We start from the raw sequence: 17,386 nt of genomic DNA, 5'->3' as shown, positions 1-17,386 counted from the left end.
TCCCTGGAATCCACCGCGTAGGGAGCGTGGACCTGAACGGCACCGAGGGCGGCGAATATCCAGGTCGTTCCGGTGAGAAGGCGCGTCGCTATGCCCACGAGGAGCGCCATGAGTATGCCAGTGTCCCAGCGTTTGTAATACGCCCTGTAGCCGTAGTGCCGCGCCACCTGCCTGTGGGCGAGCTCGTGGAAGATGAAGGCTGTTAGAACGGCGATGATGGAGTAAGGAATCGCGTAGGGGCCAAAGTTGGAAAACAGCAGAGCGAGGACTAGAAAAGAAATCAGTAAATCCTCGATCTCCCTCCTTCCCATGCTGCCCCTGTGAACGTCCTTCCACGGTTCATAGCCCATCGAAACGCCCCGCGGGGAGGCTCACTTGCCCTTTACTTCAATCTTCTTGCCGATTACAAGCTCGGCGGCTTTAACGGCGGCACCGCCGCTCCCCACCGCTATCCTCACCTGATCCTCCGGAACGTAAACGACTATCTTGTCCTCAAGCTCCTCGATTTCAAGAATCTTGACGTTGAGCATCTTCTCGAGTCTGTCCTTCATGGCGAATCCCCAAGAATGCTGTGGCGGTTCTAAATATAAAAGTAACGAATCAGTCGAAGTCCCAGATGGTTCTTCCCCTGTGGAACATCATGACTGCCCAAAAGTCATTAAGCGGGAAGGCAACACTTTTTTAAAGCCTAAAAATCATACCACACTTTGAAATGAAGCGTTCAGTAACGGTCAAACTCCAGCCGAGCAAGAGCAGGAAAAAGCTCTCTTCGAGTTAGCTTATGCTTCAGCAGTAATCTGGAACAGGCTCAATTACCAGCGTTTAAAACAATTCAAAGAATTCGGCAGGATTGATTTTAATGGGACTGAAAAGGAAGCTTACCAAGAGTTCAAAAACTGGATTGGGGGATCCACAGTCCAGCAGTTGGCGAGGAAGAACGCCGAAAGCTGGCGGAGCTTCTTCCGGCTCAACAAAAAGAAAAAGACTGGAGAACTGCCGGAATGGTTCAGGCCAAGACCGCCCGGTTTCGTCCGGGAGGAGAACGGGCGCAAACTCTTCGTAATTCCCCTCCGGAACGACCAGTACAGGATTGGGGGTAACGTTATCGAACTGAGAAGACTCGGCAAGTTTGGAAAACTCAAAATCCAGTTTAAGGGAAGAATACACCTGACGGGGAAACAGGGGAGGTTAGAAATCACTTATGACCCCGTAAAGCGGAAATGGTATGCTCATCTCAGTCTTACGGTTGGGGAAAAACTTGAGGGTGGGGAATGGGTGAGCGTTCCAAGAACTCCAAAAGGAAGTCTTTTCGCTGGAATTGACTTGGGAGTGAATAACTTAATGGCCGTCTATGTCGAGAATGGAGAAAGCTTCCTCGTGAACGGAAGACCATTAAAGAGCATTGACTTTTACTGGCGGGAAAAGATTGCCAACTACCAGTCTAAACTTAACAAATCTGGAGCTAAAATGAGTAGAAAACTTAAAAGAATGCACGAGAGGGCAAAGCTCCAAGCCAAACACTACATTAACACGGCAGTCAGGCAAACGGTTAGAAGACTTTACGAGCTCGGTGTTTCTAAAATTGTGGTGGGTTATCCGAAGGGCATAGCAAGAAACTCTGATAAGGGGAAGAAGCAGAACTTTCTCCTCTCCCACGTCTGGCGGTTCAATTACGTCATCAAACGCTTGACTGAAGTTGCGGAAGAGTTCGGTATCTTCGTCGAGGTTGTTGGTGAGGCTTTCACTTCCCAGCTTTGCCCTCTTTGCGGCCAACGCCATCCTAACGGGAGAATCTTTAGGGGTTTGTTTAAGTGCCATGGAGAGGGCGTTGTTATGAATGCCGACTTGTTGGTGCCTTCAACATTTTGGAGAAGGCGATAAAAGCCATAACCCCGAGCCTTCCCGCTTTGGCGGGAGGTAGAGGTAATTGGGGCAAGACCGTCCCGGAGGGGTTCTCCGAACCCTCTTCAAAGAGGGTGGTGATGAGAACCCCTCAAACCTCTCCACCCTTGGCGAGGGGTTGAGCCGAACCCTCGCCCTTCAGGACGGAGAGGAGGTCATGCGGAGGATACTGTAATGTTCAGAATGGTTCATTCAGTGGGCCCGGAATAAAGAAGGAAGAAGAAACCCTCATATTTCGAGGACGTATTTCCTGCTCTCGTCGGAGAAGCCCTTGAAGCAGCCGAACTTCAGCTGGAGTATCGCCTTTTCAATGTTCACGACCTTCATCGAGGCCACGTGGGTCACCCCGGTGCCCTGGAGGAACTCCGGGAGAACCTGTCCCGTGGGGCCGGTCAGGAGGAAAATTCTGGCATTCTTTGCCCTGTCGAGGAGCATGTCGAGGGTTCCGTTGATCATGCAGGAGGCGCTCGCCATCACGGCGTCCACCTCTGGCAGGAGCCAGTACTCCAGGGAATCGCTCAGCGTTTCCCTGTCCCAGAGCTTTGGGTTTCTCTCGAAGACGTAGAGCTTGAAGCCCCTCTCCCGCAGGGCCCTGACTATCGGCGGCATGTTTCCGATGACCGCTACCTTTTCGATGTCACCGTCGAGCAGTTCCACGGCGTCAATCCACTTTGCACTGCCGAGGTCGATGTAGTACTGCGAAACCGCGTTTATCGCCGCCAGACCGAGGGACCTCTCGATGACGTTGAGGCTGTCGGCCTTTTCAATGAACGCCTCCAGAGCAAGCTCCTCGATGGAGTTGTCGAATCTCTGTATCTCCTCGGGGAGGGTCATGGCAACGCCGAGGGCTTTTCCCCTCTTTCCTTCAATCAGCACGTAGGTGTAGGGCAGGCCAAAGGAGAAGTCCAGAACCTTGAGCTCCTCGTCGATGAGCCTCAGGGCCTTTTTCTTAAATTCGGCCAGTAGCATACGAACACCTCATTTTTCAACTTTAATCCTCTTCAGGTTATCTATTCCCATCTCCGGTATTTTGAACCTTCCGCCTTCGTAGACCACCAGAGGGTTCTTTTCAAGGACGCTTTCAGGAGGACCCCCTTGTAGGTACCTAATGTCCTTTATAGAGCCGAGCTTCGTTTTGTAACCGCCGGTACCCTCAGCTTGGGGGAGCTTTCTTAGTTCATCGAGGGTTAGGTTCTTCTCTCCAGAGGGTCCAACCAGCGTTAGAACTACCGTCCATTTTTCCGTTGGAGTAACGGGGGATGTTGAGCTCGTCTGAGAAGACAGGTTGCCGTTTATGCATCCGCTTGATGCGATTCCAAGCAAGAGAACCAGATCAAAAGCAGCCCCACGTATCCCCTCATAGTCTTCACCAGGGGGATACACACCGTTATGGATTTGAACCTTTTGAGTAAATAATTTCGTTAAAGAAAACAAATCCGTTTACAAAAGCGACCCAGAAGTTTAAATTTTGTTTCATATGTAATTGCTACCGGTATGGAGCGGAAACTTGCCGTCGCCTTCGTCCTGTTCATCGTGTTCACATCCCTTCCGTTTCTGGTTAGGTTAGCCGAGGACAGGGTGTCCTCATCGCCGGTATCCCCTGGCTTGCCTTCGGCTCCAGTAAACGGGACTTACTACGTCGGTTTTGCAACGTCCCACGAGGGGGATGATGTCCTCTGCGTCGTCCGGCCGAGGCGTACGTCCCCAGGCCGGGAACGGATGTCACCCTCAATGTGACCGTGAAGTTCAAGCACGCACAGCCGTGTCCCTACTCCGACTGGGAAATCCTGGTTGAAAATCCCGACAACGTCAGGGTCGTGGACGAAACGGAGACAGAACTCACGGATCCGTACACGGCGTTTAAACAGTACACCGTTGAAGTCCTTGGCAACGGCAGTCTCGACGTGGTTTTCAAGTATGGTTCCGGCTGTCCCTATGGAACTGAGGAGAGGGTTACGATACGATTCTACGTTGGGGTTCCAGAGGGCAACGTTACCTCCAACCAGAGCGCCCCAACCCCTGAGGAAGTCCTCAACGTGACTGAGGTCAACGTTACCGGCACCGTGACTGCCGTGGATGAGGTTTCCAGGGTGGTGGTCGTTGACAACTACACCATTGAAATCCGAGGAAAATGGACGGGGCCGGATGGGCTCACCTACAACTGGCGCGAGATGCTGGCCCTTTTGAAGCAGGGCGAGAGTGTTGAGATACTAGCCAGCGAGGAGGGCTCGCTCAAGGCTGACGTGATAATCATCGATGGGAAGAGGTTCACGAGGGGATGAACATGGGTTACGGCCTGAGAATGTGGGTCTCACCGGTTCTCTTCGTCCTCTGGCTGGTAACGGGGATAACGGGTGTTATACTTCTTGTGGCGCCCCTGGCGGCCGAGCTGGGAGTCACCCTTCCCGTATCGCTAGCGGACACGCTCCACATATACCTTGGCTTCGCTTTCTTTGGCCTATCCTTCGTCCATATCGCCCTCAACTGGAGTGCCATGAGGGCGTACTTCCGGAGGCTCAGGGGTTAGGCAAAACCTTATACGCTTTTAGGTTAACCTAATTCCGGTGGTGACATGATAGCCTTCGGTCCAGTTCCATCGAGGAGACTCGGTAAGAGTCTTGGGGTAAACAACATACCCGACAAGGTCTGCTCCTATGCCTGCGTCTACTGCCAGATAGGCAGAACCCTGAGGATGGAGGTTGAAAGGAGGGCGTTCTACGAGCCGGAGCTGATCTTTGAGGAGGTTTCGAGGAAGGTCGAGAAGGCCGAAGCGGCCGGGGAAGAGCTAGACTACATCACCTTCGTTCCCGACGGGGAGCCGACGCTCGACGTAAACCTGTCCAGAGAGGTAGAGATGCTGAAAACCCTCGGAATACCCCTGGCGATACTCACGAACTCCTCGCTGATATGGCGGGAGGACGTCAGGGAGGAGCTTTTTGAGTTCGACTTCGTCTCCATGAAGCTCGACGCGGTGAGCGAACCCCTCTGGCGGAGGGTGGACAGACCCCACAAGAGCCTGAGGCTTGAGAAAATCCTCGACGGCATGCTGACCTTCGCGGACGGCTTCGGAGGAAAGCTCGTTACCGAGACCATGCTGATAAACGTTGATTACAACGGCGGGCTTGAGAGGATAGCGGACTTTCTGGCGGAGCTCAAGCCGGACAGGGCATACATAGGAATCCCCACGAGGCCTCCGGCCGAGCACTGGGTCGAACCGGCGGACGAGGAGACGATACACATCGCATACCAGCTGTTCAGCGAGCGCCTTGGGGAAGAGCGTGTCGAGTACCTCATAAGCTACGAGGGGAACACCTTCGCCTCAACCGGGAACGTTGAGGAAGACCTGCTGAGCATAACCGCCGTGCACCCGATGAGGGAAGAAGCCGTGAGGGAGCTCCTGAGAAAAGCCGGGGCGGGCTGGGACGTGGTGGAGGGGCTTATCAGGGACGGAAAGCTGATCGAACTCGAATATGGAGGAAGGCGCTTCTACATGCGCGCCCTTCCGAGCAGGAGAAAACCTTAATTATTCGGGAAACTAGTTTGTCCTGGATGGCCATGTGCGAGTACACCTACGAGAACGGGCGGAGGTGCAGGTTGAAGCCCATCGAGGGCTCCACCTACTGCCCCCTTCACATACCCTACGACGAGGGCGAGAAGCTTTTGGGGGATGAAATAAAGAGGGTGAAGGAGGAGACCTTTCTCAAAAGGCTCAGGGTGGGCCAGACCTATTTTGAGGGCGTTTACCTCTACGACGTCAAAATAAGCGATTTCAAAGCCGAGAAGCCGATAGTGTTTAAAAACTCCCACATCAGGACGATACTCTTCGACGGCGTTAACGTGCCGGGTGTAACCTTCTACAACTCCACGGTGGGCAGGCTGGTCGTCTTTGAGAGCGAGCTTGGAACGTTCACCGTTCACGGTTCCCACGTTTTCGGCCTGAACCTGCTGCGGGTTGGGTTCTCCAACTCGGTTTACATCAGGAATTCGAGCGTTCGCTACGTCATGATAAACTCAACCGAGTACACCGGCAAGGGGGAGGAGGGCGAGAGGGAGTACGGGGAGCGCAGAACTGCGACCGGGAGGATAGAGCTGAGCGACCTGAGTGAAGTCCGCAGGATTGGAATAAACGTTCGCTATCCTCTTCTGCGGAAAATCCTCGAGGAACACGGCATAAAGCCATCCGAATCGCGCGAGAGGGCCGTTAAGGCCACCGCCCTCGTTCTCCGGGACATAGGCTTCGACCAGTCGGCGCGCTTCAAGAGGCAGGTCAGGCTGAGCGTGCGGCGGTTCCACGGCAACCTCGTGCTCGAGAACCTCAACGTCTTTGGCCACGCCGAAATCCTGGGAAGCTGGCTCAGGAATCCCGAGTTCGTGCACACGAGGGTCATGGGCAACCTGATATTCCGGAAAGTATCTTTCCACGGCGACTTCGCCTGGAACTCCACGGTTCTGCCCAACATCCCGGTGGAACTCAACGTCGAGGGCTTCGTTGAAGTCGAGGACTGTAAGTTCAACAGCCACCGCGCGGCCGGGGTTCTCTACCGCCTCGCCAGGATAAGCTGGGAGCGGAACGGGGACTTTGAGAGGGCCGACCGCTACTACTACCTGGAGATGGTGGCCAAGAGGAACTCCCGGCTGAGCGGCAGGAGGAAGGGGATTAAAAGGCTCTTCATGAGGATGGAATCCGCCTTCGAGTGGCTCTTCGCGGATTTGACCTGCAAGTACGGCACCGACTGGAAGAGGCCCATACTCATATGGCTCGGCGCGGTCAACGTCTTCTTCCCGGTTCTGTTCTCCCTGACGCGGAGCGTCGAGGGCATCTCCGGAAGCATGGGCTTCCTCGACTACGAATACTTCAGCGTTGTTACCGCGACGACCCTTGGGTACGGCGACTACCACCCGATAGGTGTGGGGAGGGTTATAGCCTCGGTCGAGGCCCTGTTTGGCATGTTTATGTGGGCGGTCTTCCTGACGGTGTTCGCGAGGAAGTACATGAGGTGATACCATGCGCGTTGGACTGATAATCAATCCCATAGCTGGAATGGGCGGGAAGGTGGCATTGAAGGGCACGGACGGCGTCGTTGAGGAGGCGATAACGAGGGGTGCAAGGCCCATCGCGGCCGACGTTGTGAGGCTTTTCCTCCACGAGCTGAGCAACTACGCGGAGGGAAAGGAGGTCGAGTTTTTAACCGGCCCCGATGGTTTGGGGGAAGAGGTTCTGGCGGAGTTCGATTTTCCCTACGAGGTCATCGGACACAGGAATGTACGTTACCGCGAAGTCCTCGGCGTTAGGATTCCGGATACGGATAGCGACGACACGAAGGAACTCGTGAAGAGAATGTTAGGACGGGTTGAGCTGATAGTCTTCGCCGGCGGCGACGGAACCGCGAGGGACATCGTGGAGGCAATAGACGAGAAGACGCCCCTCCTCGGCATTCCAACCGGCGTCAAGATGTACTCTGGAGTTTTTGCGTATTCACCGGAGGATGCCGCGAGGCTCCTAGTGGAGTTCCTCAGAGGGAACGCCAACCTGGGGGAGAGGGACGTGAGGGACATAGACGAAGATGCCTACAGGCACGATGAGGTTAAGGCGAGAACCTACGGAAGGGCCCTCGTTCCGGTGGTTGAGACCCTGATCCAGGGCAGTAAGGAGAGGATTCCTGTCGATGAGGAGGACGAACTTGATGCGATAGCGGAGGCAGTGGTGGAGGAAATCCTCGAGAACGATGGAATATACTTCCTCGGTTCCGGTTCAACAATAAAAAGAATAAAAGACAGGCTCGGCATCGATGGAACGCTCCTTGGGGTCGATGTTGTGGAGGTCAGAAACGGGAAGACCAGACTCCTCGTAAGGGATGCAGCCGAGAAGGATCTTCTACAGTTTGTTGGAGATAGTCCGAGGGTCATCGTCACCGTAATAGGCGGTCTTGGGTTCATATTCGGTAGGGGAAACCAGCAGTTCTCGGCCGAGGTTCTGAGGAGGATTCCCAAGGAGAACATAATAGTTGTGGCAACGCCTTCCAAGCTCAGGAACGGCTCGCTCAGGGTTTACACCGGCGACAGGGAGGTTGATGAGGAGCTGCGCGGCTACATCCGCGTCCGCGTCAGCCCCTGGATGGAGCGGATGGTGAAGGTCGTTTAGGGGTCTGTCCATCGTGAGTTTTTAGGGAGGAACATGAATAAACGTCCTCCCGTTCAAGTCCACCCTCACGACGGACTTGGGGCTCATCAGCCTCAACTCCCCTCCGGGTTCATTGGAGAGTAAATCACGGGCCTCACCCCCGCTCAGGGCGACCCCAACTCCCCGAACGAAAACATTAAACGCACCAAGGAACTGCCTATCGGCCTTAAACCTGCAGTTAAAACACTCCACCAGCCCGTTTCGGGACTCTAACCTACTCCCACACACCGGGCAGGTGGAAGAAGTGCCAGCAGGATTAACAAACTCGATTGGAACACGGTAAGAGAGCTTCCGAACAATCTTACCCCAAGTCGAATGGGAAAGTTTGCGGTTGAACTTTCTCGAACCGTTCTCCAGCATTTTGAACTTGTTTAAATCTTCGAAAACGAAAACCGTATCGGGAAACTCTCTTGAGAGCTGAACGGCGAGTTTATTTAAGAAATCCTCAATTCTATTCCTCCTACGCGCGTAATACTTCCTAAGGAGCATTCCAATCCTCTTTGGGGCTTTCCGCTGGATACTCTTTAGCTTATCAATAATCCCATCGTAGGTTTCCGCAATCCTGTGAAGTTCACTCAAATCCACCTTAATCCAGCCTTTCTCCGGATGATAAACGTCGAAGCTCATTAAGTTGCTGTCAATCCCGAGTTTAATCCTTCCATTAAACTCAAGTTCTTTCGAGAAGGTCAGATAAACGTCCCTCTCTCTAATTATCAGTTCCCCAACCTTCCAGCCTGCAATCCTCTCGTAAAACCATTCTCCAGAATAGTCGAGTTCGAGGTATTCCTCCCTCGGTTTGACGGTTATCCTGATTTTCGAGCCTTCAACCTTCATTAACGTGGTCTTAACTCGCACGAACTTCCTCTTTACTACTGGTTTTCTTCTCTTTCTCCTTCCCTTCAGGTAGTTCTGCCTCCAGCTCTCAAGGATTGAGTAGGCGGTTTTTATCGCCGAATCAACGTAGTGTTTGGCAAAAGGCCAGTTCTTGAGGAGTTTATTCCTCAATTCCCTCTTGAACTCGCTGGATTTTGGGAAGTAGGGGATTAGTCGAGTTGTCTCGTAATACTTGTATTTTCCGTTTCCAATGGAGTAGCGGTGTTTGACTTTCTTTTCCTTCCAAGTCGTGTTTTCCCAGATTTCATCAATCGCCCGCTGGAGGATTCGCCTGTACGCGGTTAATAACTCCTCAACGTTCCAGTCGTGAGTCATCTTGTAAGTGAGAACGATTTTCACTCACTCTCGACCTCCTCGATAAGTTTTTTCATGCTTTCCGTGCGTTTTACATTTTTGGGTTGGTACAGGGGCATATTTCATTTGCTTGTTTGAGAGTGTAGAATCTCGTTCTCCACCCAATGTACCTACTATTAATCATGAAAACTCTTAAAACTTCCGCTCAAAACGAACAGTTGAGGTATTAAACCAGAAGCCGTTTATAGAACCTCTCCCTATTCTCAATCGGTGAACCGCATGAAGTACAGCCGTATAGCGGTTAGGCTCTTTGAGCGTGAGGGGGAGGACACCTTCTACGACCCCGTTTACCACGGTAGGACTCTCAAGGTCTTTGGAATGGACGAGTGGCCGGGGAAGGCCCTGAAGTACTTCGCGGACAGGTACCGGGAGATTGACTACGGGGCAGTTATCTTCGACACGGAGGGAGACTTTCCGGAGGAGGGGTTTGACACTATCATCAGGGTGAAGGACGGCCAGGGAACGGGCCTCGACCCAATAGCCCTCGCGGACAAAGGCATTCTCGATGGTTACACTGCAGCAACGATAGTCCAGACCGTTTACGGGCTCGACAGAACCCTGACAGAGAGACTTTACGCCGATTTCTTGGCCGGAAAGGTGAAGAGCGTTCCCGAGGCCATGAAGTCGGATGGAAAATACGCCGAGGTTATCCGGGAGAGCTACACACATTTGGATGAGGCATTCTATTCCGGAAAACCGCCGGAGTTCGGGAAGAACATCCTGGTGGAGCTAGGGGAGACATACAGCATAACCCTGGCTGGCATAGCTTTTCTTGTCGTGAGCGCGGTGGTCAGACACAGGAGGAACACCATGATAGGTATCAACGACGCCGCCGTCCTGGCATACACCACAGCTGGTGGTGCCGCTATACCGCTGATAACCCGCCCAATGAGGGCGAGGGTAACGGTTCTCGCAACCCAGTACGCGATAGACTCGATAATGAACCTGGCCGGCCCGAGCTTGGTTCTCTACCACGACCCGGACATTCAGAGCGTGATCTATGAGACGAACGGCGTTCCACTGGGCCCGATGAGGAAGCACGTCCACAAGGGGGAGGCGGCCTTCATCTACCGCACCCCGGAGACGATAAACGTGGAGTGGGGGGAGTTTCTCCACTAATCCCTCAAACTTTTTACCAGCTCCTCCATTACTCCGAGGAAAGTCTCGACCTCTTCGAGGCTGTTGTAGACATGGAACGAGGCCCTTACGGTGCCGTTTATTCCGAGCCTCTTCATGACAGGTAAAGCACAGTGGTGGCCGGAGCGGACCATTATGTTGTGGTTGTCGAGGATCGCGGCAACGTCGTGGGGGTGAATGCCGGGAACGTTGAAGCTCACGACACCGGCGTGCTTCTTCAGGTTCCTCGGCCCGTACCACGGCACTTCCAGCTCGTCAAGCCCCTCTGTTATCCTCTTGACGAGCTTGTGCTCCTGTCTCTCGATTTTGTCGAGGCCTATCCTCTCGATGTACCTTATTCCAGCGGCGAGACCTATCGCACCGCCTATGTTGGGCGTTCCAGCCTCGAACCTTTCCGGCGGCTCGGCCAGCTTGTATCCCTCCAGTCCAACGTCTTCTATCGTTCCTCCACCTATCAGCGGCGGTTCGAAGATATCGAAGAACTCCTCATTGATGTAGAGAACGCCTATCCCCGTCGGTCCCATCGGCCCCTTGTGGCCCGAAAGTCCCAAGAAGTCCGCGTGGAGCTTCTTCACGTCCACCTCCATGTGGCCGGCGCTCTGGGCAGCATCAATGACAAATATCGCCCCCGTTTCCTTCGCCATCTTGCCCAGCTCTTCAACCTCATGGATAACGCCGAGGGCGTTGGAGACGTGCTGAACGGCTACCAGCTTCGCGTCCTTGATCTTCTTCTCCGCATCGCTCAGGTCGAGGTTGCCCTCGTCGTCACCCTCTATGAACTCGAGCTTGAGGCCGAGCTTTTTGGCCAGCCTCTGCCAGGGGAGTAAATCGGAGTGGTGCTCGTAGGGCGTCGTCACTATCTTGTCGCCGGGCTTGAATAACCCCTCCAGACCGAGGGAGACCAGGTTGAGGCTCTCGCTCGTGTTCTTGGTGAAGACTATCTCTTCAAACTTGGCGTTGAGAAAATCTGCCGTCACCTTCCTGCTCTCCTCGTACTTGTGGGTCGCCATCTGGGAAAGCCTGTGTACTCCCCTGTGGACGTTGGCGCGGTACTTGAGGTAGTACTCGTTCATCGCCTCTATCACGGGCTTGGGGGTGAGCGAAGTGGCGGTGTTGTCGAAGTATATGACCTCATCAGTCAGGGGAATGTCCTTCCTAATGTCCTCCGGAATCCTCATGAGACCACCTCCAAAACTCCAGCGCAGTCGTAGATTATTCGAGCGAGCTCCTCACCCTTCTTTGAGTCCTCAAGGAGCTTGATTATTATCTTGCCGCTCGGGTAGACGCTCGTCTCGTAGCCCTCCATTTCGAGAATGAGCATCATCCCCGGCAGGAGCTTCTTCACGGTGTACCCCTTCTCCTTTAGGCACTGGGCGGTTCTCGTCAGGTCCACCTTCACCTTCCTGTCCCACGAGTAGCCGCTTATGACAACTCCCTTCATCGTTACGCAGGGCTTTGCGATTATCATCTCCCCCACCGGTTGAAATTGGAAAAAGAGCCTTATACGGCTTTCCCAAACCGAAGGTTAAGGACAAAAGTGGGAATCGTGAAAAGGGACTCAGCAGACCCTCGGAACCGGGTCTCCTGCGGGGGGTTCAAGGAAGCGCTTTCCGCCTATGCCTGTCTCCACGAGAACCTTGCCCCTGTAGTCCTCTATGACATCGCCGATTATCGCCGCGTTCTTCCCCCGCTCCGTGCTCCTCATCGCCTCCAGCGCCTCTTCCGCGTGCTCCCTTGGGACGATCATGACCACTTTGCCCTCGTTGGCAACATCGAAGGGGTTTATGCCCAGCATATCGCTGGCGGCCCTGACTTCCGGCCTCACGGGTACGTCGGTTTCCCTTATGAGTATCCCGACGTTGGCCTTCCTCGCCATCTCGTTGAGGGCGTTGCTCAGACCGCCCCTCGTGGGGTCCTTCATGGCGTGTATGTTCTCCCAGCCGATTGCTCCTGCCACGGCCTCCACAACCTCCCATATCGGGGCAACGTCGCTCTCAAGCTCTGTCTCGAAGGCTATGCCCTCCCTGTGGCTCATCAGCGCTATTCCGTGATCTCCAACCGTTCCGCTGACGAGGACGACGTCGCCAACTTCCGCTCCGGCGTCGCTTACCGGCCTCTCCGCGATTCCGATTCCGGCGGTTATAACGAAGATGCCTATCCCGTCCTCAACAACTTTGGTGTCGCCGGTGACGATGGGAACCGGCACCTCTCTGGCCGTTTCGTCCATTGAGCGGAGTATTCTCTTCAGATCTTCACCGTCGAAGCCCTCACCGATTATCATGGAGTTGGCCAGGGCAAGGGGCTTGGCCCCCATAACGGCCAGGTCGTTCACCGTTCCGCTGATGGCCAAGCGACCTATGTCTCCGCCGGGGAAGAAGAGTGGCTTGACCGTGTGGCCGTCTATTGTAAACACCAGGTGTTTATCGCCGAAAGGTATCGCTGCCCCATCGTCGAGGGCGTCTAAGCCTATCCCCCCGGCCGATTTCAGGCTCAGGCTCTTTAGTACGACGTCCCTTAGGAGCTCCTCCATTATCTCTCCGCCTGCACCGTGTTCGAGCTTTATCTTCATGTTTCTCCCTCCGGATAACCGTGCAGCAAACCTGAATTTAACTTTTCCTCACAGCATCAGGTCCTCCTTCGTGATGTATCCCTCGAGGTACAGGCCGCCGAGGAAGGCCTGGCCGACGTTTATTCCGTTGTCGCCGCGCGGAACCTCGTGGGTCGTGTGGAACTTCAGGCCAGCGGCTTCGACGATCTTCCTGGCGGTCTTGACTATGAGCTCGTTGAAGGCGACGCCACCGCTTATTCCAACGTTCTTGACTCCGAACTCCCTTGCCCTCTCTATGGCCGTTTCTGCGAAAACCCTGCCGAGAGCAAGGTGGGCTGAATAGGCTATGTCCGCCGGACTGGCGGTGTCCATGACGTCAAGTGCCCGGGCGAAGAGCTCCTCCACCCTTATCAGCTCGCCGTCAACTGGAACTTCGAACTTCAGGTCGTTCTTCCCGCGCATCGCAAAGCTCTCCAGCTTCATGGCCGGCTCGCCCTCGTAATGTCTTCTGTACGCCACGTTGAGAAGAACTGAGAGGGCATCGAGAACCCTGCCGGTTGAGGACGCGTAGCTCGTGTTGACCTCCTTCGCCAGCTGGGTCAGCACGACGTTGAACTCCACCTTCCCGTAGCGGAGGCTCTCGATAGCCTTTGGGCAGCACCTCTCGATTATCCCCTCGAGCTCCTCGACGCCGTAGACCTTGCTCAGGATGCCCATCAGGGCCCTCAGCGGGTAGTAGCTGGCCAGATCTCCGCCGGGGAGTGGGTAGTAGTCTATGTGGGCCAGCCTCTCGACGTCCTCGTAGCTCAGGTATACCACCTCGCCGCCCCAGGTGTGGCCGTCGGTTCCGTAGCCGACGCCGTCAACGGCTATGCCTATTATCTCGTCCAGCTTCCGCTCGGCCATGACGCTCGCTATGTGTGCGTAGTGGTGCTGCACCTGGAGGAACTCCACGTTTAGCTCGTTGGCCATCTCCATGGCGAGCTTCGTGGTGTTGTAGCTTGGGTGTAGGTCTGCAACGATGAGGTCGAACTCGTTCACGCGGAGGATTCTCTTGAAGTGCTCTATAGCCTCCCCCATGAACTCGAGGACTTCGACCTTCGAGGTGTTCCCGATGTACTGGCTGGGGTAAACTTTCCCGTTTTTGGCGACGCCAAAGGCGTTGAGAAGCTCCGCCCCGACGGCCAAGCCGCGGTAGTTGAAGGGTATCTCTATGGGCAGCGGCACGAAGCCGCGGGAGCGCCTTATCACTGCCCTCCTCCCGTTGACGAACCTGATGACGCTGTCGTCGGTCCTGTTGAGTATCTTCCTGTTGTGGAGGAGGAAGTAGTCAGCGACATCCCTCAGCTCCTCGAAGGCCCGATCGTTGTCCTTGACCATCGGCATTCCCGGGTAGTTCGCAGAGGTCATGACGTAAACCTTACTCCTGCTCCAGTGGAAGAGTATGTAATGCGTTCCCGCGTAGGGCAGCATGACGCCTATGGTGTGGAGTCCCGGCGCGAGGTTCTCTGGGAGGGGGAAGGGTTCCTTCTTGCGGAGGGTTATTATCGGCCTCCTGTAGGAAGTCAGCTCCTCGAGTTCCTCCGGCGAGAGGAAGGCGAACTCCTCGACGGTCTCGACGTCCTTCGCCATTATCGCGAATGGCTTCTGCGGCCTGTGGGTTCTCCGCCTCAGCTCCGCGACTGCCTCCTCGTTGGTTGCGTCGCAGGCGAGGTGTATTCCACCTATTCCCTTGATGGCGACGATGTATCCCTTGTCTATGAGCTCGGCTGCCCTCTTCAGCGGGTCGCCGATGATTTCCTCTCCATCGTTCGTGTAGAGCCGGTAGCTCGGCCCGCAGACCGGACAGCAGACCGGTTCCGCATGGTAGCGCCTGTTGAGCGGGTCTTTGTACTCGCTCTCGCAGTAGTCGCACATTGGGAACTCTCTCATCGTGGTGTTGATTCTATCGTAGGGGAGGTCTTCGATGATTGTAAACCTGGGCCCGCAGTTGGTGCAGACGATGAATGGGTACATGTAGCGCTTGTCCGTCGGGTCAAAAAGCTCCCTCAGACAGTCGTCGCATATAGCTATGTCGGGCGGGATTATCGAATCCCCGCCTTCCCCGCCCTGGGAGCTCTTCTCGATGTAAAAGCGGTCAAAGCCCTGGGGAGAGAGCTCTTTCTTCTTTATCATCTCTATCCGCGCGAGTGGGGGAAGCTTCTCCCTGAGGTCTCGCAGAAAAGCCGCTATATCCTCCTCCCTGCCCTCGACGACTATCTCAACCCCAGCATCGCCGAGGTTCTTGACGTAGCCCCGCAGGTTGTTTTCGTGGGCGATTCTGTAGACGAAGGGCCGAAATCCGACGGCCTGAACGATGCCTTGAACGTGAAGTCGGTAGGCCTTCATTCCTCTCACCGGTTTCTTCTTGGTAATCCGGGCCTTTATAGGTTTCTAAAACCAAAAGTTAAAAACCGGAGAGGAGTTTTCAACCTTTAGTGTTAGAACAAAGCTCCGTATTTGTAGAAGATGCTGCAGGTTCCTTCGTAGGAGACCATGCATGGTCCTATTGGACTCCTCGGCGTGCACGTCTTGCCGAAGTGTGGGCACTGCGGGGGCAGCGCCAGACCGCGAAGGATGGCGCCGCAGATGCAGCCCTTTTCGAGGTCCGGGAGCTCGGGAACCTCCGGGTCGTAGTACGTCCTTATCTCCAGCTCCTTCCACTCCTTCCTAAGCTCAAGTCCGCTTTCGGGTATGGTTCCGAGGGCGCGCCACTTGGCGTCGGTGACGTCGAAGAACTTCTCGATGAGCCTCTGAGCCGTTACGTTGCCCTCGTACTTGACAACCCTCGTGTACTCGTTGAGTATCTTGACCTCGCCGTTCTTAACCATCCGTATGAGGAGCAGAATAGCCATCAGCATGTCCACGGGCTCGAAGCCCGCTATGACCTGCGGTATGCCGTAGTCGGTCGTTATGTACTCCCAGCCTTTGACGCCTATTATCGTTGAGACGTGACCAGGGTCTATGAGCCCGTGGAAGCGCGTTCCGGCCTTCACGAGGGCCTCAACGGCAGGGGGAGTCAAGCGGTGGACGGAGTATATCTTGAAGTTCTCGAGGCCTTCTTCAACGACGGCGTTCAGCATTCCAGCGGCGGGAGCCGTTGTCGTCTCAAAGCCGGGACTGAAGTGGACAACGGTTCTTTCCGGATTTTCCTTGGCTATCTTGTAGGTGTCAAATATGGAATAGACCACCCTCACGTCGTAGCCCTCGCCCCTCAAATCCGCGAAGCTCCCGAGGGGAGTGGGGATTTTGTACATGTCGCCAAAGGTGGTCAGGATTATCCTGTCTCCCTCCGCGTAGGCCTCCTTCATAATCTCGCGCATCTTGACGATGTCCTCAACGGGGGTTATACAGACGGGACAGCCCGGCCCGCTGACTATCTTGACGTTCTCCGGCAGGAGGGAGCGTATCCCGGAGCGGGTTACAGTATCTTCGTGGGTTCCGCAGACGTGCATGAAGCGGAGCTCATCGAGACCCTTCGCCTCCTCGCGGATCTCCCTCACGACCTTCTGAGCCAGCTCCCTGTCCTTGAAGGCGTTCAGGACGTCGGTCACGTTCATCCCTCCAGCGCCCTCTCTACCTCTGCCCATGCCTCGAGTATCTCCAGCGCCCTCTCCTCGTCGAGCCTCTCTATTGCGAAGCCTGTGTGAACTATGACGTAGTCCCCAACCCCGGCCTCCGGAAGCAGGTCGAGGCGGACTTCCCTCTTGACGCCGCCGAAATCAACAACTGCGGTCTTACCGTCAACTTTGATAATCCTTCCTGGGATCGCCAAGCACATTTTCTCTCACCTGTGATTAGTTCGTGGCCGCCTTTTTAGGGGTTTTTTAAACCTCTGGTTTTCAACCGCTCCCGAGGGCCCCGGCCAGCGATTCTGCGAGTGTTTTCGCCCGTTCGATTATAATCTCGCTCGGCTCCTGGAAGAGGCCCAGAACGGCCGGCTGGCAGCCGATGAGGACGAACTCCGCGTTGAGGCGTGTCTTCAGGTAGCCCACCAGAATCTTGAGCGGCAGGCTGTGGGTCGAGACCGCCTCTCCGAGAGTCCCCTCCGGGTCGGCGATTATGACCTCTCCGTGCTCCCCGCCGAAGTCAACCGCATCCACGAAGACCACCAGATCCGGCTCGAATTTTGTTATCTTTCCCGTGTAGCTCTCCGGAACCTCACCGCAGTTGAGGATGAGAACGTTTGGGTTGTTCACCAGTCCCTTCAGCTTCTCGGCAACGATGACGCCGAAGGCATCGTCCCCCCTAACCTCGTTCCCTATTCCGCAGACGACGACCCGTTTAGCCCTTCTGAGGAGTTTGGAGAATTCCATAGTTTCACCTTTAAC

Annotated in this window: 17 protein-coding genes and 2 pseudogenes; 7 read left to right on the top strand and 12 right to left on the bottom strand. The window is 55.1% G+C overall.

All coding sequences use genetic code 11. The annotated features are described in order from the left end of the window. Both APY94_RS08155 and APY94_RS08150 read right to left on the bottom strand, forming a co-directional pair. Positions 1-350: pseudogene (locus tag APY94_RS08155) on the bottom strand (site-2 protease family protein); the annotation flags it as partial. A 21-nt stretch (positions 351-371) separates the two neighbouring features. Next, positions 372-551 (bottom strand): KH domain-containing protein, encoded by a 180-nt coding sequence (locus tag APY94_RS08150; RefSeq protein WP_058939157.1) that lies wholly within the window; start codon positions 549-551, stop codon positions 372-374. A 161-nt stretch (positions 552-712) separates the two neighbouring features. Between APY94_RS08150 and APY94_RS08145 the strand changes: the two are divergent. Next, a pseudogene (locus APY94_RS08145) lies at positions 713-2,024 on the top strand (RNA-guided endonuclease InsQ/TnpB family protein). Between the two features lie 106 nt (positions 2,025-2,130). Here APY94_RS08145 and APY94_RS08140 read toward each other — a convergent pair. Both APY94_RS08140 and APY94_RS08135 read right to left on the bottom strand, forming a co-directional pair. Continuing rightward, positions 2,131-2,871, bottom strand: coding sequence for a Rossmann-like domain-containing protein (locus APY94_RS08140; RefSeq protein WP_058939156.1), 741 nt, complete (start codon positions 2,869-2,871; stop codon positions 2,131-2,133). Between the two features lie 9 nt (positions 2,872-2,880). Then, positions 2,881-3,285 (bottom strand): hypothetical protein, encoded by a 405-nt coding sequence (locus APY94_RS08135; protein ID WP_157065509.1) that lies wholly within the window; start codon positions 3,283-3,285, stop codon positions 2,881-2,883. Between the two features lie 356 nt (positions 3,286-3,641). Here APY94_RS08135 and APY94_RS08130 point away from each other — a divergent pair, with 356 nt between their 5' ends. Genes APY94_RS08130 through APY94_RS08110 form a run of 5 tightly spaced genes read left to right on the top strand, consistent with a single transcriptional unit; the run spans position 3,642 to position 8,044 of the window. Beyond that, positions 3,642-4,184 (top strand): hypothetical protein, encoded by a 543-nt coding sequence (locus APY94_RS08130; protein ID WP_245610444.1) that lies wholly within the window; start codon positions 3,642-3,644, stop codon positions 4,182-4,184. Further along, positions 4,181-4,429, top strand: coding sequence for a DUF4405 domain-containing protein (locus APY94_RS08125; RefSeq protein WP_245610443.1), 249 nt, complete (start codon positions 4,181-4,183; stop codon positions 4,427-4,429). The genes APY94_RS08130 and APY94_RS08125 overlap by 4 nt, the downstream gene beginning before the upstream one ends. A gap of 45 nt (positions 4,430-4,474) precedes the next feature. Then, entirely contained in the window at positions 4,475-5,425 is a 951-nt protein-coding gene (locus tag APY94_RS08120) for a radical SAM protein (protein ID WP_058939153.1), read from the top strand. A gap of 32 nt (positions 5,426-5,457) precedes the next feature. Continuing rightward, the gene (locus APY94_RS08115) at positions 5,458-6,903 is read left to right on the top strand and encodes a potassium channel family protein (protein ID WP_058939160.1); all 1,446 of its coding nucleotides are present in this window, start codon (positions 5,458-5,460) and stop codon (positions 6,901-6,903) included. 4 nt (positions 6,904-6,907) lie between these two features. Beyond that, positions 6,908-8,044: an ATP-NAD kinase family protein gene (locus tag APY94_RS08110; protein ID WP_058939152.1), complete on the top strand. Its 1,137-nt coding sequence runs from the start codon at positions 6,908-6,910 to the stop codon at positions 8,042-8,044. A gap of 21 nt (positions 8,045-8,065) precedes the next feature. Here APY94_RS08110 and APY94_RS08105 read toward each other — a convergent pair whose 3' ends face one another. Further along, the gene (locus APY94_RS08105) at positions 8,066-9,316 is read right to left on the bottom strand and encodes a transposase (protein ID WP_245610442.1); all 1,251 of its coding nucleotides are present in this window, start codon (positions 9,314-9,316) and stop codon (positions 8,066-8,068) included. A gap of 234 nt (positions 9,317-9,550) precedes the next feature. Here APY94_RS08105 and APY94_RS08100 point away from each other — a divergent pair, with 234 nt between their 5' ends. Beyond that, positions 9,551-10,450, top strand: a complete 900-nt coding sequence (locus APY94_RS08100) for a hypothetical protein (protein WP_058939151.1) — start codon at positions 9,551-9,553, stop codon at positions 10,448-10,450. On the opposite strand, the gene APY94_RS08095 is transcribed toward APY94_RS08100, so the two are convergent. From APY94_RS08095 to APY94_RS08065, 7 genes are all read right to left on the bottom strand, one after another. Then, positions 10,447-11,646, bottom strand: a complete 1,200-nt coding sequence (locus APY94_RS08095; RefSeq protein ID WP_058939150.1) for an aminotransferase class V-fold PLP-dependent enzyme — start codon at positions 11,644-11,646, stop codon at positions 10,447-10,449. The two genes, APY94_RS08100 and APY94_RS08095, sit on opposite strands and share 4 nt — an antisense overlap. Further along, positions 11,643-11,936, bottom strand: coding sequence for a hypothetical protein (locus APY94_RS08090; protein WP_058939149.1), 294 nt, complete (start codon positions 11,934-11,936; stop codon positions 11,643-11,645). Before APY94_RS08090 ends, APY94_RS08095 begins: the two co-directional genes overlap by 4 nt. A 90-nt stretch (positions 11,937-12,026) precedes the next feature. Beyond that, complete coding sequence (gene hypE / locus APY94_RS08085) at positions 12,027-13,037, bottom strand: hydrogenase expression/formation protein HypE (protein ID WP_058939148.1); 1,011 nt, start codon at positions 13,035-13,037, stop codon at positions 12,027-12,029. Between the two features lie 48 nt (positions 13,038-13,085). Then, complete coding sequence (gene hypF, locus APY94_RS08080; RefSeq protein WP_058939147.1) at positions 13,086-15,404, bottom strand: carbamoyltransferase HypF; 2,319 nt, start codon at positions 15,402-15,404, stop codon at positions 13,086-13,088. Between the two features lie 92 nt (positions 15,405-15,496). Continuing rightward, entirely contained in the window at positions 15,497-16,615 is a 1,119-nt protein-coding gene (hypD, locus tag APY94_RS08075) for a hydrogenase formation protein HypD (protein WP_058939146.1), read from the bottom strand. Then, positions 16,612-16,836, bottom strand: coding sequence for a HypC/HybG/HupF family hydrogenase formation chaperone (locus tag APY94_RS08070; protein ID WP_058939145.1), 225 nt, complete (start codon positions 16,834-16,836; stop codon positions 16,612-16,614). The genes hypD and APY94_RS08070 overlap by 4 nt, the downstream gene beginning before the upstream one ends. 61 nt (positions 16,837-16,897) lie before the next feature. After that, positions 16,898-17,371, bottom strand: coding sequence for a hydrogenase 3 maturation endopeptidase HyCI (locus tag APY94_RS08065; protein ID WP_058939144.1), 474 nt, complete (start codon positions 17,369-17,371; stop codon positions 16,898-16,900). Positions 17,372-17,386: the final 15 nt, after the last annotated feature.

Origin of the sequence: Thermococcus celericrescens (assembly GCF_001484195.1) — an archaeon.
Lineage (GTDB): Archaea > Methanobacteriota_B > Thermococci > Thermococcales > Thermococcaceae > Thermococcus > Thermococcus celericrescens.
Note: the sequence above shows the minus strand (reverse complement) of the source record. Positions and strands in the feature narration are given on the sequence as shown.

Bases quoted from the DNA above. Each gene is read 5' to 3' on its own strand.
- APY94_RS08110 (WP_058939152.1), top strand. From the start codon at position 6,908: ATGCGCGTTGGACTGATAATCAATCCCATAGCTGGAATGGGCGGGAAG.
- APY94_RS08140 (WP_058939156.1), bottom strand. From the start codon at position 2,871: ATGCTACTGGCCGAATTTAAGAAAAAGGCCCTGAGGCTCATCGACGAG.
- APY94_RS08065 (WP_058939144.1), bottom strand. From the start codon at position 17,371: ATGGAATTCTCCAAACTCCTCAGAAGGGCTAAACGGGTCGTCGTCTGC.
- APY94_RS08120 (WP_058939153.1), top strand. From the start codon at position 4,475: ATGATAGCCTTCGGTCCAGTTCCATCGAGGAGACTCGGTAAGAGTCTT.
- APY94_RS08115 (WP_058939160.1), top strand. From the start codon at position 5,458: ATGTGCGAGTACACCTACGAGAACGGGCGGAGGTGCAGGTTGAAGCCC.
- APY94_RS08150 (WP_058939157.1), bottom strand. From the start codon at position 551: ATGAAGGACAGACTCGAGAAGATGCTCAACGTCAAGATTCTTGAAATC.
- APY94_RS08100 (WP_058939151.1), top strand. From the start codon at position 9,551: ATGAAGTACAGCCGTATAGCGGTTAGGCTCTTTGAGCGTGAGGGGGAG.
- hypD (WP_058939146.1), bottom strand. From the start codon at position 16,615: ATGAACGTGACCGACGTCCTGAACGCCTTCAAGGACAGGGAGCTGGCT.
- APY94_RS08070 (WP_058939145.1), bottom strand. From the start codon at position 16,836: ATGTGCTTGGCGATCCCAGGAAGGATTATCAAAGTTGACGGTAAGACC.
- APY94_RS08095 (WP_058939150.1), bottom strand. From the start codon at position 11,646: ATGAGGATTCCGGAGGACATTAGGAAGGACATTCCCCTGACTGATGAG.
- APY94_RS08090 (WP_058939149.1), bottom strand. From the start codon at position 11,936: ATGATAATCGCAAAGCCCTGCGTAACGATGAAGGGAGTTGTCATAAGC.
- hypE (WP_058939148.1), bottom strand. From the start codon at position 13,037: ATGAAGATAAAGCTCGAACACGGTGCAGGCGGAGAGATAATGGAGGAG.
- APY94_RS08125 (WP_245610443.1), top strand. From the start codon at position 4,181: ATGAACATGGGTTACGGCCTGAGAATGTGGGTCTCACCGGTTCTCTTC.
- hypF (WP_058939147.1), bottom strand. From the start codon at position 15,404: ATGAAGGCCTACCGACTTCACGTTCAAGGCATCGTTCAGGCCGTCGGA.